The organism is Streptomyces sp. 2P-4 (assembly GCF_030167965.1).
Taxonomy (GTDB): domain Bacteria; phylum Actinomycetota; class Actinomycetes; order Streptomycetales; family Streptomycetaceae; genus Streptomyces; species Streptomyces globosus_A.
On the sequence record NZ_CP095011.1, the window covers coordinates 40,335 to 56,633 of the forward strand.

A 16,299-nucleotide genomic window follows, 5' to 3' on the forward strand; every position below is an offset into this window, starting at 1 on the left:
GCGGCCGCAGGGGGTGTTCAGCGCGGGTCCCGGCGGCCCAGGTCGCGCAGGACCTCGCGGGCGGCCCGCGCGCCCGAGGCCAGTGCGCCCTGGACGGAGCCGGTGGCGCGGTGGTCGCCGCACACGTACCGGCCCGGGGCGACCCGGGTGGTGCGGGTGAGCGGTTGCGGCGGCGCCATGGCGGGCAGGGCGCCCTCGACGGTGCGGGCGGCGAGCAGGTCCCAGCCGCCGGTCGCGGCGCCGTACGCCTCGGCGAGCGCCGCCCGGACGCTGCGCTCACGGCCGCCCGCGTCCCGGCCGAGGACGGAGGTGGCGACGAGGGCCTGCCCGGCGGGGGCGTACCGGGGCGCGACGTCGCTGAGGACGCAGGTGTTGAGGAACCGGCGGCGGGTGTCGACGAGGAGCGTCGGCTCGCCGAGGGGGCTGCCGGGGGCGGCGTGGTAGTAGGTGGTCACGACCCGGTAGGCGGGCACGGCGGCTTCGGGGAGCAGGGACGGGAGTGCGCCGGGGCCGGTGGCGACGACGACGGCGCGGGCCGGGAGCTCCCGGCCCGCGGCGGTGAGCGCGCCGTCTCCGGTGAGCTCCGCCACAGGGGTCTCCAGGTGCACGGAGCCCGGGGGCAGGGCGGCTGCGAGGGCCTGCGGGACCGCCCCGATGCCCCGGTCGGGCAGGCAGAGGCTGCCGCGGAGCATGCTCCGCCAGACGAGGTGGAACATCCTGGCCGAGGTCTCCAGGCGGTCCTCCAGGAAGACCCCCGACAGGAAGGGGCGGAAGAACCCCTCGACGAGGGTGTCGGAGATTCCGGCGCCGGCGAGCGCGGTGCGGGTGGTGGTGTCCGGGAGGCGTTTGATCCGGTCCGGGGGAAGGAGCGCGTCGCGGGCGCACAGCAGGCCGAGGGCGGCCACGTCGCGGGGGCCGGCGAGGCGGCCCGCGAGCAGGTCGGGCAGCATGCGCGGGCGGCGGGCGGGATTCCCGAAGCGGAGCCGCCCGGAGGGGGTGTGGACGAGGACGCCGGGGGTGAACGGACGCAGTCCGAGCTCCTGCGGCCGGAGCCGGCGGCGGACCTGGGGGTAGGAGGTGTTGAACACCTGGAATCCGCGGTCCACCGTGAAGCCTTCGACGCGGTCCGAGCGCATCCTGCCGCCGACGGCGTCGCCCGCCTCCAGCACCCGTACGCCGACTCCGGCCGCCAGCAGGTCCCGGGCGCAGGCCAGCCCGGCGAGGCCCGCCCCCACCACCAGCACGTCCGCCGTGTCCGGGGATGCCGACACGGTGCCACCTCCCTTCGCTGCCGGTGCGGCCCGTACCGGCCGCTCACCATGGATTCGGCCCGTCGGCCCGCCCTGGATGCGCCGGCCTGCCGCCCGGTGGCGGACGGGTGGCCGCCCGGGGGCAGCCCCACCCGGAGCGGGCGGCCGGCAGGGGCGCCGCGGGCACTGCTCCGCCGGAAGGCCGGAAGGGGTCCGGGGGCGTCCCCGGGCCCGGCGGGCGTTCACCGTGCCAGGAGGTCCTGGAGCGGGCCGTCGAGGTCCAGGGTCTCCGTCCCGGCCGGGACGAGGGCGTACGTGTGCTCCAGGAACTCGGCGACCGTCGCCGTGTCCGCGCCGACCACCGCCGTCCGCAGACCGGGCGCCGTGTGGTCGCGGAGCTCCATGAGGACCTCGTCGCCGTCCGCGGTGCCGTGCGGCCGGAAGGCGACGTCGCCTTCGCCGACGCGGCGGTGGAGGCCCTCGGCGAGCATCTGGCGGTCGAAGTGCCAGCGGGCCAGGGCTGTTCCGCGGTCGAAGAACTGCACCTGCACCGTGTACGGGTCGGCGGAGTCGTAGAAGAGGTGGGCCAGGAACGGCACACGGCCGGCGCCGGCCACCGCCATGTAGACGTCGGCCAGGGCGGAGTGGGTGGGCATCGGGGAACCTCCAGAGGGGACACGGGCGCTGCCCGCGTATGCCCGGCGGTGCGGGCTCCACACGGTGCGGCCGGGCGCCGGCGTGAGGCTGCCGGACGGCGCCGGAACGCCCTCGCGCGGGGGATGCCCGCCGGCGAGGTGCGCGAGGCGCGGCGCCTCCCGGCCATCACGGCCTGCCCTGCATGCCGTTGGCGCGCGGCGGGCATGCGGAGCTCCGCCACGCCCGCGCCGCGTGGCTCTCCCGACTGCTCCTCGGCCTCCGCTGACCTGCGCACGGGGTGTGCGGCGAGCCCGGACGGCCCGCCCCGCAGGGCCGAACGGCCCTGCGGGGACGGGCTCCTCTGCCCGATGCTGGGAGGGAAGGGGCGGCGGCCGAACGGGCCGTGCCCGCCGAACCGGTAGGGAGGCACCCCATGACCCGCGCCATCGCGGTAGGAGTCGACGGATCCGCGGAGAGCCTGGCGGCAGCCGACTGGGCGGCACGCGAGGCCGCACTGCGCGGCGTGCCGCTGCGCATCGTGCACGCCTGGCTGTGGCAGCCGTTGGACGTGCCCGTGGTGCAGGACGAGGAGAGCCAGGCCCGCGCCGCCGACGCGGTGCTGCGGGAGGCCTCGAAGCGGGTCGCCGACCGGTTCCCGGACCTTCCCGTGACGGCCGAGGTGAGGTCGGCGGGCGCGGTCACGGCGCTGCTGGAGGAGGGCGAGCGGGCGCAGATGCTGGTCCTCGGCTCCCGGGGGCACGGTGCGCTCCTCGGGTTCCTGCTCGGCTCGTACGGACAGGAGGTGATCGCCGAGGCGGCGGTTCCCGTCGTGTCCGTACGGGAACGCGACGCGCAGGCGGGCGGCCCGGCCGAGGGCGGGGAGGTCGTCGTCGGCCAGCAGGGCAGCCCGGAGGACAGCGAGGCGGTGCTCGGCTTCGCGTTCGAGGCCGCCGCCGCGCGCGGTGCGGCGCTGCGGGCCGTACGGGCGTGGACGCTGCCGCCGGTCTTCGCCTACAGCCCGGGGTCGCTGCGCCTGGCGGACGAGGCGGGCGGGCTGGAGCCGTTCGAGCGGAAGGCGCTGGCCGAGGCGCTCGCCCCGTGGCGCGAGCGGTACCCCGACGTGCCGGTGACCGAGCACGTGGAGATCGGCAGCGCGGGGCAGGTGCTGCTGTCGGCGGCCTCCCGGGCGCAGCTGCTGGTGGTGGGCCGCCGGGTGCGCCGCGTCCCCCTGGGCAGCCGTATCGGGTCGGTCGCCCATGCGGCCCTGCACCACGCGGGCTGCCCCGTGGCGGTCGTGCCGCCCGCGTGACAAGCCGCCCGGGCGGGGCCGGCCGCGGGGGCAGGGACCTTCGGCCCACCCCGGGGGACTTGCCGGCCCTGCCGTGCCCCGTGCGGCGCGTGGTGGACTCCACGGGCCGGCGCGTCCGGGCCCACCAGGGGCCCCGGAGGGCGGGGCGGGAGAGGGGTTGCAGACATGGCCACGGCCGAGATCAGCCTGACGGTGGTCGGGGGTGGGCCGGACACGGTGGCGGTCGCCGTGTCCGGGGAACTGGACATACACACCGCCGGCCGCGTCGAGTCGGAACTGGCCGGCCTGGCGGACGGGGCGGAGCGGGAGCTGCTCCTCGACCTGGCAGGGGTGACCTTCTGTGACAGCTCGGGGGCCGAGTCCCTGCTGCGGGTGCACGAGCGCTGTGTGGCGAGCGGACGGCGGCTGAGCCTGCGGCGGGTGCAGCGGCTCCCCGGGCGGGTCATCCGCGCGCTCGGCGTGGACCTGGCCGTGCCCTGCTCCTTCGCCTGAACCCGGGGCCGCCGGGGCTTCGCGGACGCGCCCGGCGCATGCCCCCGGGCGTGCCGAGGCCCTGCGGCGGCCCTGCACGCTCTCGCCGGCAGCGCCTGGTCCACACCCGCCAGGCGCTGCCGGCCGTCGTATGAGGCCGTGGCGGCGGGCTTTCGGCCGACCCTGCAGGGCGGCCTCGACGCGGGACGCGCGGGCGTGGCGGGCGGCGTCGCCGAGGAGTTCGGCGAGGGGCGCCATGCCGTGGCCGGCGGGCTGGGGCGTTGCGTCCGTGTCGGGCACGGCGCCCCTGCCGGGGCGGGGCGGGAACCCGGGGGCGCGCGGACCGTGTGCGGGGATTCCGGGGCGGGTCAGTGGTCCCAGGTCCAGTCCGCGACCTCGGGCATGTCGGTGCCGTGTGCGCGGATGTAGGCGTGGTGGCGGGTGCGGGCGTCGGCCATGGCCTGCCGGACGCCCGTGGCGCGGGCGGCGAGGCCGGGGACGCGGTCGATGACGTCCATGACGAGGCGGTAGCGGTCGAGGTCGTTGCGCACGACCATGTCGAACGGGGTCGTGGTGGTGCCGACTTCCTTGTAGCCGCGGACGTGCAGGTCCGGGTGGCCGTGGCGGCGGTAGGCGAGCCGGTGCACGAGCCAGGGGTAGCCGTGGTAGGCGAAGACGACAGGCCGGCCGGGGGTGAAGAGGGCGTCGTACTCGAGGTCGGTCATGCCGTGCGGGTGGTCCTCGCGGGGCATGAGGCGGGTCATGTCGACCACGTTCACGACGCGCACCGCGACGTGCGGCAGGTGCCGGCGCAGCAGGTCGGCCGCCGCGAGGACCTCCTGGGTGGGGACGTCGCCGGCGCAGGCGAGGACCACGTCGGGTTCGCGCGTGCCGTCCTCGGTGCCCGCCCACTCCCACACGCCGGCGCCGCGGGCGCAGTGGGCGCGGGCCTCGTCGAGGGAGAGCCAGTCGAAGCAGGGCTGCTTGCCGGCCACGACCACGTTGACCTGGTCGCGGCTGCGCAGGACGTGGTCGGCCACCGACAGGAGGGTGTTGGCGTCCGGGGGCAGGTAGACGCGGACGACCTCGGGGCTCTTGTTCAGGACGTGGTCGACGAAGCCGGGGTCCTGGTGCGAGAAGCCGTTGTGGTCCTGGCGCCACACGTGCGAGGTGAGCAGGTAGTTGAGGGAGGCGACGGGGGCCCGCCAGGGCAGGGCGCGGGAGGTCCGGAGCCATTTGATGTGCTGGTTGACCATGGAGTCGACGATGTGGACGAAGGCCTCGTAGCAGGAGAACAGGCCGTGGCGGCCCGTCAGCAGGTAGCCCTCCAGCCAGCCCTGGCAGGTGTGCTCGGAGAGGATCTCCATGACCCGTCCGTGCCGGTCGAGGTCCTCGTCCGCGGGCAGGACCTGCGCCTGCCAGGCCTTGCCGCTGGCCGCGTACACCGCCTGGAGGCGGTTGGAGGCGGTCTCGTCGGGGCCGACGAGGCGGAAGTCGCGGCGGTCGGCGGTGGCGGCCATCACGGCCTGGAGGAGGTCTCCCAGCACCCTGGTCGGCTCGTGGCGGGTGCCGCCGGGGCGGTCCACGGGGACGGCGAACCGCTCCAGGGGCGGCAGGGGCAGGTCCCGTACCAGGAGGCCGCCGTTGGCGTGCCGGGTGGCGCCGAGCCTGCGCGGGCCCTCCGGTACGCAGGCGAGCACCTGGGGGCGCGGCCTGCCGTCGTCGTCGAAGAGCTCCTCGGGCCGGTAGGAGCGGAGCCAGGACTCCAGTTGGGCGCGGTGGCCGGCGTCCTCGCGGACGGCCGGCAAAGGGACCTGGTGGGCGCGCCAGGTCCCTTCGACGGGCAGGCCGTCGACCTCGGCGGGGCCGGTCCAGCCCTTGGGGGTGCGCAGGACGATGACGGGCCAGCGGGGGCGGCCGTCGGCGGCGCCGCTGCGGGCCTGCTGCTGGATGCCCCGGATGCGGTCGGCGGCCGTGTCCATGGCTGCGGCCATGGCCTGGTGGACCTGGCGGGGGTCGTCGCCGGTGACGTGGAGGGGCTCGTGGCCGTATCCGCGCAGCAGTTCGTCGAGTTCGGTTTCGGGCAGTCGGGCCAGGACGGTCGGGTTGGCGATCTTGTAGCCGTTGAGGTGGAGGATCGGCAGGACCGCTCCGTCGTGGACGGGGTCGAGGAACTTGTTGGAGTGCCAGGAGGCGGCGAGCGGGCCGGTCTCGGCCTCGCCGTCGCCGATCACGCAGGCCACGAGAAGGCCGGGGTTGTCGAAGGCCGCGCCGTACGCGTGGGAGAGCGCGTAGCCGAGTTCGCCGCCCTCGTGGATGGAGCCCGGGGTCTCGGGCGCGACGTGGCTGGGGACGCCGCCGGGGAAGGAGAACTGGCGGAAGAGCCGGAACATGCCCTCCTCGTCGCGGCTGACGTTCGGATAGGTCTCGCTGTAGCTGCCTTCGAGCCAGGCGTTGGCGAGGACGGCGGGGCCGCCGTGTCCGGGTCCCCAGATGCACAGGGCGTCCAGGTCCCGGTTGCGGATCAGCCGGTTGAGGTGGGTGTGGACGAGGTTCAGGCCGGGCGAGGTGCCCCAGTGGCCGAGCAGCCGCGGTTTGATGTGGGCCGGTTCCAGGGGTTTGCGCAGCAGCGGGTTGTCCATCAGGTAGATCTGGCCGGCCGAAAGGTAGTTGGCCGCGCGCCAGTGGGCGTCGAGGGCGCTGAGCTCGTCGTCGTCGAGCGGGGCGTTCTGCGGGCGCTGGTCGCTGCGCATGCTTCCTCCATCGTCGTGGCTTGCCGGGGCCGGCGGGGCGTTCTGCGGGTTCGGGGCGGGCACGGCCCTTGCGCTGTCGTACCGGACGGGACTCCGTACGGCACGGTGGCACGGGCACGGGGCCGGCGATAAGGGCCGGATGGGCCACCGCGGGCGGGCCGCGGGTCTCGCTGCTGCACGGGGCCTGCGGCGGCTGCCGGGCGGGGCCGGCCTCGCGCGGTACGGCGCCCCGGGGGCTTCGGTCCCGGTGTCGCGGGTGCCCGCTGCGGCCGCGGAGTACCGCCGCCGGCGTGTGCGTCCTGCCCGAGCGCTTGCCGGGGACGCGCGGGCTCCGCGGCTCCTTCCTAGGATGGGAGGTGAACCGGCACATCGTCTGGGGGGCGCACCGACGGGCGGCAGTCATGGGCGAGTACAGGGCCGAGTCCGCGGCACGGTGCGGGCGGTGCGGAACCCTGCCGGGGCCGTGCCCCCGCCGAGGACCACCGCCCGCTACGGCCGGTCCCAGCCGGGGGGAGGCCCGCTCGGCATGGTGAAGAGCTCGTAGGCCCCCAGGTACGGGCGCCCCCGGCGCCGTGGAACCGGTCAGCGACCGCCGGCCAGGAGGAGCGCGGCCGCCGCGGCCGGGGCGGCGGTGGCCGCGGCCAGGGCCCAGGCGACCCGTGCGCGGGCGGGCCGGCGGGGCGTGGCGGCGGAGGCCTGTACGCAGCCCAGGTCGGCCCAGCGGCGGGCCGCCTCCCGCTGCTCGGCGCCGTGCCGGATCCTGCCGTGGATCAGCAGCGCTGCCGAGGCCCCGGCTCCGGTTCCCGCCAGAACGGCGAGGACCGCCCAGGGGGCGGGTGTCAGGAGCAGGGGGACGGCGAGCGCTGCGGTGCCCCAGCCGGTCAGGCAGGCCAGGGCTGCCGCCCGGCGGGATGCGGGGCGGTCGGCGCCTGCGCGCACGTCCGCGAAGGCGGGGACGTACCAGGCGCAGCCGGACGCGCAGAGGACCGCGGCGGCGAGTGCCGGAAGCGGATGGGACATGGGCACCTCCCAGGGGTACGCGGGCCGGCCGGCCCGGCTGCCGCGGGCGGCCGGGCCGGATCAGTGTCAGTGGCGGGTTGCTTCGAGTGCGGCGACCTCCGGGTGGTGGAGGTCGAACGCCGGGGATTCGGAGCGGATGCGGGGCAGGGAGGTGAAGTTGTGCCGCGGCGGCGGGCAGGAGGTCGCCCATTCGAGGGAGCGGCCGTAGCCCCACGGGTCGTCGGTGTCGATCTTCTGGCCGTACTTGGCGGTCTTCCACACGTTGTAGAAGAACGGCAGGAGCGACAGCCCCAGCAGGAACGATCCTGCGGTGGAGAGGGTGTTGAGGGCGGTGAAGCCGTCGGCGGCGAGGTAGTCGGCGTAGCGGCGCGGCATGCCCTCGGCCCCCAGCCAGTGCTGGACCAGGAAGGTCAGGTGGAAGCCGGCGGTGAGCGTCCAGAAGGTGGTCTTCCCGAGGCGTTCGTCGAGCATCCTGCCCGTGAACTTGGGCCACCAGAAGTGGAAGCCGGCGAACATGGCGTACACGACGGTGCCGAAGACGGTGTAGTGGAAGTGCGCGACGACGAAGTACGAGTCGGAGAGGTGGAAGTCCATCGGGGGCGAGGCCAGGATGACGCCGGTCAGCCCGCCGAAGACGAAGGTGATCAGGAACCCGACCGTCCACAGCATCGGCGTCTCGAAGGACAGCGAGCCCTTCCACATGGTGCCGATCCAGTTGAAGAACTTGACCCCGGTGGGCACCGCGATCAGGAAGGTCATGAAGGAGAAGAACGGGAGCAGCACGCCGCCGGTGACGTACATGTGGTGCGCCCAGACGGTCACGGACAGCCCGGCGATGGCGATCGTCGCGGCGATCAGGCCGATGTAGCCGAACATCGGCTTCCGCGAGAAGACCGGGATGACCTCGCTGACGATTCCGAAGAACGGCAGGGCCAGGATGTAGACCTCGGGGTGGCCGAAGAACCAGAACAGGTGCTGCCACAGCAGGGCACCGCCGTTGGCGGCGTCGAAGACGTGGCTGCCGAACTTGCGGTCGCATTCGAGGGCGAACAGGGCGGCGGCGAGCACCGGGAACACCATCAGCACCAGGAGCGCCGTGAGCAGCACGTTCCAGGTGAAGATCGGCATCCGGAACATCGTCATGCCCGGGGCGCGCATGCACAGGATCGTGGTGATGAAGTTGACGGCGCCGGCGATGGAGCCGAAGCCGGACAGGGCCACACCCATGATCCACATGTCGGCGCCGAGGCCCGGCGAGTGCACCGCGTCCGACAGGGGCGCGTAGAGGAACCAGCCGAAGTCGGCGGCGCCGCCCGGGGTGAGGAAGCCGAAGGCGGCGATGAGCGAGCCGAAGAGGAAGAGCCAGAAGGAGAGCATGTTCAGCCGGGGGAACGCCACGTCCGGGGCGCCGATCTGCAGCGGCATGATCCAGTTGGCGAAGCCGGTGAACAGGGGCATCGCGAACATCAGCAGCATGACCGAGCCGTGCATGGTGAACGCCTGGTTGAACTGCTCGTTCGACATGATCTGCGTACCCGGCCGGGCCAGTTCGGCCCGCATCATCAGGGCCATGACGCCGCCGACGATGAAGAACGCGAAGGCACTCACCAGGTACATGGTGCCGATCCGCTTGTGGTCGGTGGTCGTCAGCCAGTCGACCCAGCCGGCGCGGCGTGTCGTTCCGCCATCGCCCGGGCGGCCCGGGCCCGGGCCGCCCGGCCCGCTCTCCGGGCCCGTCCGCGGGTCCGGCGCCTGCCGCTCCGGCTGCGGCTTCGTACTCGCCGTGTGATTCGTCCCTGTCACGTCCACCGGACGCTGCCCTCCCTGTAGCTGTGGCCTTGGCGAACCGGGAGATGCCGCATAAAAGGGGATTGGCACCCCGGCGCCGCTCCATGATCGGCGGCGCGGGAGGGTGCCCGGCAGGGCCGAACAGTCCCTCCCTCCCCCGCGCCGTCAGGGCCGTCCAGCCCTCTCCGCATGCCGTACGGCGAGGCCCGGCGCGGGCCGGTCGTGCGGATGCAGGTGGGGCCGGGGGGTGTCGCGGCCGGAATCCGCACCGGTGACCGGGTCGTGGCGGATCCGGTCTGCGGGCACACCGAGGGCGGACAGCTGCCGCACCGCGGCGGACACCGCGGCGGGCGGGCCGCTGACGTAGGCGAGGTGCGCGGACCAGTCGCCGCCGCGGGCCACCGCCTCCGCGAGCCCGTGGCGGCCACCGTCGGCCTGGCCGAGGACCGGGACCACCCGCAGCCACGGGCAGCGGTCCTCCAGCGCGGCGAGGGCGGGCGTGTCGTACAGGTCGCCGGGCGTGCCGGCCCCGAGGAACAGGTGGGTGCGCGGCGGGCGCGGCCCGCACTCCAGCTCCTCCAGGAGGGCCTTCGCGGCGGCCCAGCCGGTGCCCGCCGCGACGATGAGGACGTCCCGGTCCGGGGCGCCGTCCACGGTCATGGCGCCCTGCGCGGGACCGATCCGCAGCGGGTCGCCGACGCCGGTGTGCGCGACGAGCGCCTCCAGGACGTCGTCGGTGCCGCTGCTGCGGATGTGGAATTCCAGTTCGCCGTCGGCACGCGGGGCGCAGGCGAAGGAGCAGGGCCGCCAGGCGTGCGGCAGGAGCGGCGTCTGGAGGTGGGCGTACTGCCCGGCACGGTAGGCGTACGGCTCGGCGGTGCGCGCGTGGACCACGGCGAGGCCCGGTCCGCAGAGCCGGTGCCCGGTCACCACCGCGTTCCAGTACGGCGGTTCGGCCAGCGCCTCCTCTGCCCCGGCGACCATGGCCGCGACCGCGAACCGCAGCATCCGCAGCCAGGCCTGCTCCAGGTCCCGGCTCCAGGCCGCGCCCGCGCACCCGCGCAGGGCTTCCGCGAGGGACGCCTCGAAGACCTCGTAGTGCACCGGGCGCACGCCCAGCTTGCGGTGGTCGCGGCCGAGCCGGGTGCAGAAGGCGCGGAGCTCGTCCGGCCGGTCCAGGTGGTCGATGAGGTGGCGCAGCGCCTGCTCCAGGTGGGCCCGCTGGAAGGCCATCGACTCGGGGAACAGGCCGCGCAGGTAGGGGTGGTGCTCGAACATGGCGTCGTAGAGGCGGTCGATGAGCTCCGGCGAGGGGCCGGCGAGCGGCAGGTTCGCGGTGATGAGCCGCTGGTCCGCGGCGCCGTCGTAGGCGTCCGGATGCGGGCCGTACGCGGGCGGCCGCCGGGCGGGGGCCGGGGCCGGGGCCGTGATCTGCCTGCGCAGCCGCATCGCGTCCTGCCGCGCCAGGAGCGCGTGGTAGGTGTCGTACTGGTTCACGTGGTGTGCTTCTTCCGCTTGTGCCTGCCTCCCTGTCGCGTGCGCGCCCCGGGCGGGGGCCGGCAGGTTCTCCCCGCGCGCGCCGCGCGTAACGCCGCCGGCGGGGTGGGCGGGGCCGGCGTCACAGCAGCGTCTCCCAGTAGGCCTGGAAGCGGGTGGCGGCGAGCAGCACGATCACGCCGTACCAGGTGGCAGGAACGGCCCAGTGGAACTCCCGGACGCCGCTGACGAGGGCGCGGGGGGCGCGGATCACGCCGTGTCGGAGGTTGTGGACGGTGGTGTACCAGAAGAGGGCGATGGTGGCCGCCCAGACCAGGCAGCACCACAGGCACAGGGCCCCGATGTCGTACAGGGCCTGGCTCATCAGCCACATGCAGAAGGCCGCGCCGAGGAGGGTGCCGAGGTTGAGTCCGGCCCAGAACCAGCGGCGGTAGCGGGCGCCCGCGAGGAGGCCGCAGCCGACGGCGACGACGGCCGCGTACGCGGCGAGGCCGATGAGGGGGTTGGGGAAGCCGAAGACGGAGGCCTGCGCGCTGCCCATGACGTCGGCGCAGGACAGCACCGGGCTGAGGTTGCAGGAGGGGACGAAGTCCGGGTCCCGCAGCAGCGCGAACTTGTCGACGGTGATGGCGAACGAGGCGAGGAGGCCTGCGGCGCCCGCGGCGATCAGCAGCCAGGCGAAGCCGCGCCCCGCGCCGACGGTGCCGCGCCGGGCGGCGGGTCCGCCTGCGCGGGGGCGCGCCCCGTGCGCGGGGTCATGCAGGGTGGCGGACACGGTCGGCCCCCTTCCGTGCGGGCGGGGCCGAGGGTGCCCGGTCGGGCTGTGCCGCCGGGTGCGGGGGGCGGCCGGTGCGCCGGGTGGCGCCCTCCGGCCAGACGACGTCGACGGGGACGCCTCGGGCGCGGGCGTAGGCCACCAGGTGGGCGGTCGCGTCGCGGCCGTCGGACGGCGAGCCGTCCCACACGGCCAGCAGCCGGCGGCTCGTACGGATCATCCGCTCGTCGGCGCCGATGCAGGCGGCCCGGTCTTCCGGGTCGAACTCCACCAGGCCGGCCCGGTCGGCCAGGACCAGCAGCTCGCCGGCGGCCCTGCGGTCGCCCGGCGGCAGCGGGGCGGGTGCGGCCCCGTCGGCCGCGAGCAGCACCACCAGCCGCCGGCCCGCCGCGCGCACGGCCCGCCCGAGCGCGACGGGCAGGCCGGCGCCGGCGCGGACCACGGCGGCCTCCGCCGCCGTGCGCTCCAGCCGGTCCCGCACCTCGGACTCCACCAGTTCGAGCGTTGCCGCAGTGAGATCGGCGTGGCCGACCGCCGCGATCATCCGTCCGCTCGCTTTCCCGCCATCAGGCGCCCTCCACTCGTCCCGCGTACGTACGGGCCGGCCCTGCCGTTGCCGAGGGGCGGCCCCGGACGACGAGTCAACATGCGGGTGCGGCGGCCGGGTAAGGGCCCGAACGGCCCGCGGGGCGGCTGCGCCGGGGCCGAACGTCCCTCGCCCGGCCCGCCGTCGGCGTCGGAGGCGGGGCGGTGTACCGGCGATTCGTGGGGGTTCGGTGGGGGGAGCGCGGAGAGGGGGTGTGCGGGGTGAAGGCGATGCGGGGGCCTCTTCGAGAAACGTTGTCGATCACGCCTTTCCGCCGGGTGCGTCCTTGATTTGCTCCTGTCAACCGGAACAGGGTTGAACCGAACGTTTGACGCCCCACACGTCAACCGGAGGAGAACTCCTTTCATGGCAACTCACAAGCGCCCCCACCGGCTTCGGCATGCCGCGATGGCGGCCGGAGCAGCAACGGCACTGGCCGGAGCCTGGTTTGCGGTCCCCCTCGCCGGCGCGGCGACCCCCGCCGAGGGAACGGTCCACGGTCTCGGAGCACCGGGTGCGGTGGACGGCAGTTTCGTCGTCATCCTCGACGCATCCGCGAACAAGGAGGACCTGGCGAAGAAGTACGGAGGCAGGCTGGAACGCTCCTACGGCTCCGCCGTCAACGGCTTCTCCGCCTCCGGTCTCACCGAGACGGAGGCCCGACGCCTCGCCGCCGACCCCGCGGTCGGCACCGTCGTGCAGAACAAGCGCTTCACCATCAGCGAGACCCAGCAGAACCCGCCGTCCTGGGGACTGGACCGGATCGACCAGACCCAGACGGCAGGTGACCGCACGTACACGTACCCGGACAGCGGCGGCGAGGGGGTGACCGCCTACGTCATCGACACCGGCGTCAGGATCACGCACAAGGACTTCGCCGGCCGGGCGAGCCACGGCTTCGACGCGGTGGACAACGACGGTTCGGCGGACGACGGCAACGGGCACGGCACCCACGTCGCCGGCACCATCGCCGGAACGGCGCACGGGGTCGCGAAGAAGGCCAAGGTCGTCGCCGTGCGGGTGCTGGACGACAACGGGTCCGGGACCACAGAGCAGGTCGTGGCGGGCATCGACTGGGTCACCGAGAACCACTCCGGCCCGTCGGTCGCCAACATGAGCCTCGGCGGCGGCGCGGACGAGGCACTCGACGCCGCGGTCAAGCGGGCCATCGCCGCCGGCGTCACCTTCGCGGTCGCCGCCGGCAACGAGTCCGCGGACGCGGGGCAGAAGTCGCCGGCCCGCGTCCCGGAGGCCATCACGGTCGCCTCCACCACCGAGGGCGACGAGCAGTCCGGGTTCTCCAACTTCGGCGCCGTGGTGGACCTGTACGCGCCCGGCTCGGAGATCACCTCGGCATGGCACGACAGCGACACCGCCACCAAGCGGATATCCGGCACGTCGATGGCGGCCCCGCACGCCGCCGGCGCCGCAGCGGTCCACCTGGCCGCCAACCCGTCGGCGACTCCGGAGGACATCGCCGCGGCCCTGTCCGCGGCGGCGACCAGCGGTGCGGTGAAGAACCCCTCCACAGGCACCGCGAACAAGCTCCTGAAGGTGGCTCCCTAGTGCTGTGACCGGGCCGGCGGCGGCGCCGGCCGCCCCGCGCGCACCTTGCCCTCCGCCCCCGCCGGGTCAGCGGGCAAGGTGCGCGCGGACCGTGCGGACCGCCTGGTGGACGGCCGCCCGGGCGGTGTCCGTGCGGTCCAGGGTTTCGAAGCCGTGGCGGCCGTCCGGCACGTCGATCACGTCCACGTGCGCGCCGCAGCGCCGGGCCGCCACCAGGAAGCCCTCGACGGTGGCGGCGAATTCGGGGCTCTCCCGGCCGGCCCGCGTCAGGACGACCGGCAGGCTGCCCGCCCCGCGGACCGCGTCCGCGGGGCGGAACCGGCCGCCGGGCATGGCCCACGCGGGCGGCGGCGCGAGGAGCGGGTAGGTGAGGGCCGCGCAGCGGAGCCACGGGGGCGGCGCCTGCAGCCAGTCCGCGGAGAGGAGGCCGCCTCCCGAGAAGAACCACAGGGCGACGCGGCCCGCGTCGACCCGCGGGTCGGCCCGTACGCGGTCCACGGCCGCGGCGACGTCCTGCGCGGCGAGCGCGTGGTCAGCCGTGCCGTGCAGGCGGTGGTCGACCGTCGCCGCAACCAGGCCCTGCCCGGCCGCGAGGCGGGCGTAGCCGGTGAACGCCGGCCAGTCCCGCGGGGTCGGCCGTGCACCGGCGGGCACCGGTCCGCCGTGGACGAACACCACCGCCGGCCGCGCCCCGCGGGGACCGTCGCCCTCAGGCGCGTACAGGTCGACGGCACCGCTGCGTTCGCGCGGGACGACAGGCAGCTCAGGGTCTGCGAAGAGGAACGGACGCAGGTGCGGCGGGAGTTCCCCGGATGCCGGGATGAGGCGGCGGCCGCCGCCCTCGGCCGCGGACAGCAGGGCTGCCGCCAGTTCGGCGGGCAGGGACAGCATGGGCCAGTGCCCGGTGGCGAGTTCGAAGAACGTGACACCCTGCTCGGCAAGGGCCTGCAGAGCCGGGTCGCCGAGGCCGACCTGCATCTGCACCATGTCGATGCCCGCTCCGCCGGCCGTGCACAGCACGCCCGTGGCCGGCACCTGCGACACCGCTCCGCTCAGCCGCAGCGGTTGCAGCAGGGTGCCGAGCGGCTGCGGGGCGGCGAGCCGGGTCAGCCGGTCCAGCGCCGGCCCCGAAAGGCCGGCGGTGCTGCCCCAGCGCTGCCATTCCGCGGCCGCGGCGGGCGGCGCCAGCGCGCCGCCGCGCTCCTGCGCACCGGCGTGCGCCGTCTTCTCGCGGAGGGCACGGTCCGGGACGGCGGCCAGCGCCGGCGCCCCGTCCCGCGCCGGGCCCGCGTCGAGGTAGACGAGGCGGGCGATACGGCCGGCCCGCCGATCGGCGGCGGCCAGCACCGGGTGCACCCCGTAGCCGTGGCCCACCAGCACGAGGTCCGGGCCGGCACCGGCGGGGATCGCATCGATCACCCGCAGCACGTCCGCGACGTGGGCCTCCAGGTCCGTGCCGGGGCCGGAGTCCGCGCGGCGCGCGCCGAGGCCGGTGAGCTCCACCGGATGCGCCCGCGCCCCCGCGTCCGCCAGCCGCGCCGCCGTCTCCTCCCAGATCCAGCTGCCGGTGAACATGCCCCCGACCAGGATGAATGCGGTCATGGTCTGCTCCTCGCCTCCTCGTGACGCCCTTCGGCGTCCGTGCGCACGACTCGCGGGTACCGTAGGAACTCCCCCTGATGGAGCTTCAAGTGGAGGTCGCGCGTGCCCGGTCCGGCGGACGGCCTGTGGAGCATCGGAGAACTCGCCGAGCGCGCGGGCGCCACCGTGAAGACCGTCCGCTTCTACTCCGACCGCGGACTGCTGCCGGAGACCGCCCGCAGTGCGGGGGGCCACCGCCGGTACGGGAGCGGCGCGCTCGACCGGCTGGGGCTGATCCGCGCGCTGCGCGCACTGGACCTGCCGCTGCCCGAGGTGCGGCGCGTCCTGGAGGACGAGGCCGGGGACGGCGGTGCGGGTGCGGTGCTGGAGGACGCCGTCGCGGCCCGGCTGGGCCGGCTCGGGGAGCAGATGGCGGCGCTGCGCTGGCGCGAGGCCGGGCTCCGGCTGGTGCAGGACTGCCCGCCGCGGGAGCGGGCCGGCCGCCTCCGGCTGATCGCTGCGGTGGCCGCACCGCCCTCCACGGACGCGCTGGCGCGGTTCTGGCGGGCCTGGCTGCCACCGCGGATGCCGGCCCCGGCCACCGCCGCCTTCCTGGAACACGCCGTGCCGCAGCCGCCGGCCGACCCGGCGCCCGCGCAGGTACTGGCGTTCGCCCGCCTGCACGCCCTGGTGACCGGCCCGTGCCCGGCCGCCCGGCCCTGCCAGCCCGCCGTCCACGGCGCCGACGCGCGTTCCCGCGCCGCGGTGCTGTACGCGGGGCTGGCCGAGGCGTACGGGCTGGCCGCCGAGCCGCTGCGGAACGGCCGGGCGCCGTACGCGGGTGCGGCCCTCGACTGCTTCGTGGCGGCGTACGCGGCGGCGTACGGGACCGTCTTCCGCCGCCGGCTCCGCGACCGGCTCGCCGCTGACCCGCGCTTCGACCGCTACTGGGAGCTGGTGGCCGAGGTGGCGGGCCCCCGGGACGGCCGCCCGGCCGCCACCCCCGGCACGGCGCACGACTGGCTGCTCGCGGCGCTGGACGCGGACGTGGAACGGGCGGCCTGAGG

General features: G+C 75.5%; 13 protein-coding genes. 4 read left to right on the top strand and 9 right to left on the bottom strand.

Features of this window, described 5'->3' with window-relative positions; all coding sequences use genetic code 11:
• Positions 1 to 17: 17 nt before the first annotated feature.
• Both MUK52_RS00210 and MUK52_RS00215 read right to left on the bottom strand, forming a co-directional pair.
• Complete coding sequence (locus MUK52_RS00210; RefSeq protein WP_284573976.1) at positions 18 to 1,271, bottom strand: NAD(P)/FAD-dependent oxidoreductase; 1,254 nt, start codon at positions 1,269 to 1,271, stop codon at positions 18 to 20.
• A gap of 221 nt (positions 1,272 to 1,492) precedes the next feature.
• Entirely contained in the window at positions 1,493 to 1,906 is a 414-nt protein-coding gene (locus MUK52_RS00215) for an SsgA family sporulation/cell division regulator (protein WP_114055855.1), read from the bottom strand.
• Between the two features lie 413 nt (positions 1,907 to 2,319).
• Between MUK52_RS00215 and MUK52_RS00220 the strand changes: the two genes are divergently transcribed.
• Positions 2,320 to 3,195: a universal stress protein gene (locus tag MUK52_RS00220; protein WP_114055854.1), complete on the top strand. Its 876-nt coding sequence runs from the start codon at positions 2,320 to 2,322 to the stop codon at positions 3,193 to 3,195.
• A 165-nt stretch (positions 3,196 to 3,360) separates the two neighbouring features.
• Positions 3,361 to 3,687, top strand: coding sequence for an STAS domain-containing protein (locus tag MUK52_RS00225; protein ID WP_114055853.1), 327 nt, complete (start codon positions 3,361 to 3,363; stop codon positions 3,685 to 3,687).
• A gap of 347 nt (positions 3,688 to 4,034) precedes the next feature.
• Here MUK52_RS00225 and MUK52_RS00230 read toward each other — a convergent pair whose 3' ends face one another.
• From MUK52_RS00230 to MUK52_RS00255, 6 genes are all read right to left on the bottom strand, one after another.
• Entirely contained in the window at positions 4,035 to 6,419 is a 2,385-nt protein-coding gene (locus MUK52_RS00230) for a phosphoketolase family protein (protein WP_284573980.1), read from the bottom strand.
• 582 nt (positions 6,420 to 7,001) lie between these two features.
• A complete protein-coding gene (locus MUK52_RS00235) occupies positions 7,002 to 7,439 on the bottom strand; it encodes a hypothetical protein (RefSeq protein WP_246042555.1) in 438 nt (145 codons plus the stop codon).
• Positions 7,440 to 7,505: 66 nt separating this feature from the next.
• Positions 7,506 to 9,242 carry an aa3-type cytochrome oxidase subunit I gene (gene ctaD, locus MUK52_RS00240; RefSeq protein WP_284573982.1) on the bottom strand — a complete coding sequence of 579 codons (1,737 nt, stop codon included), beginning with the start codon at positions 9,240 to 9,242 and terminating at the stop codon, positions 7,506 to 7,508.
• 150 nt (positions 9,243 to 9,392) lie between these two features.
• Positions 9,393 to 10,724, bottom strand: a complete 1,332-nt coding sequence (locus MUK52_RS00245; RefSeq protein WP_284573984.1) for a globin domain-containing protein — start codon at positions 10,722 to 10,724, stop codon at positions 9,393 to 9,395.
• 121 nt (positions 10,725 to 10,845) lie between these two features.
• Entirely contained in the window at positions 10,846 to 11,499 is a 654-nt protein-coding gene (locus MUK52_RS00250) for a vitamin K epoxide reductase family protein (protein ID WP_284573986.1), read from the bottom strand.
• The gene (locus tag MUK52_RS00255) at positions 11,480 to 12,043 is read right to left on the bottom strand and encodes a hypothetical protein (protein ID WP_284573989.1); all 564 of its coding nucleotides are present in this window, start codon (positions 12,041 to 12,043) and stop codon (positions 11,480 to 11,482) included. The genes MUK52_RS00250 and MUK52_RS00255 overlap by 20 nt, the downstream gene beginning before the upstream one ends.
• Positions 12,044 to 12,493: 450 nt before the next feature.
• Here MUK52_RS00255 and MUK52_RS00260 point away from each other — a divergent pair, with 450 nt between their 5' ends.
• The gene (locus MUK52_RS00260) at positions 12,494 to 13,651 is read left to right on the top strand and encodes a S8 family peptidase (RefSeq protein WP_284581625.1); all 1,158 of its coding nucleotides are present in this window, start codon (positions 12,494 to 12,496) and stop codon (positions 13,649 to 13,651) included.
• 66 nt (positions 13,652 to 13,717) lie between these two features.
• Here MUK52_RS00260 and MUK52_RS00265 read toward each other — a convergent pair whose 3' ends face one another.
• Positions 13,718 to 15,253 carry an alpha/beta fold hydrolase gene (locus MUK52_RS00265; protein ID WP_284573990.1) on the bottom strand — a complete coding sequence of 512 codons (1,536 nt, stop codon included), beginning with the start codon at positions 15,251 to 15,253 and terminating at the stop codon, positions 13,718 to 13,720.
• A gap of 102 nt (positions 15,254 to 15,355) precedes the next feature.
• Between MUK52_RS00265 and MUK52_RS00270 the strand changes: the two genes are divergently transcribed.
• Complete coding sequence (locus tag MUK52_RS00270) at positions 15,356 to 16,297, top strand: MerR family transcriptional regulator (protein WP_284573991.1); 942 nt, start codon at positions 15,356 to 15,358, stop codon at positions 16,295 to 16,297.
• The last annotated feature ends 2 nt before the right edge of the window (positions 16,298 to 16,299 follow it).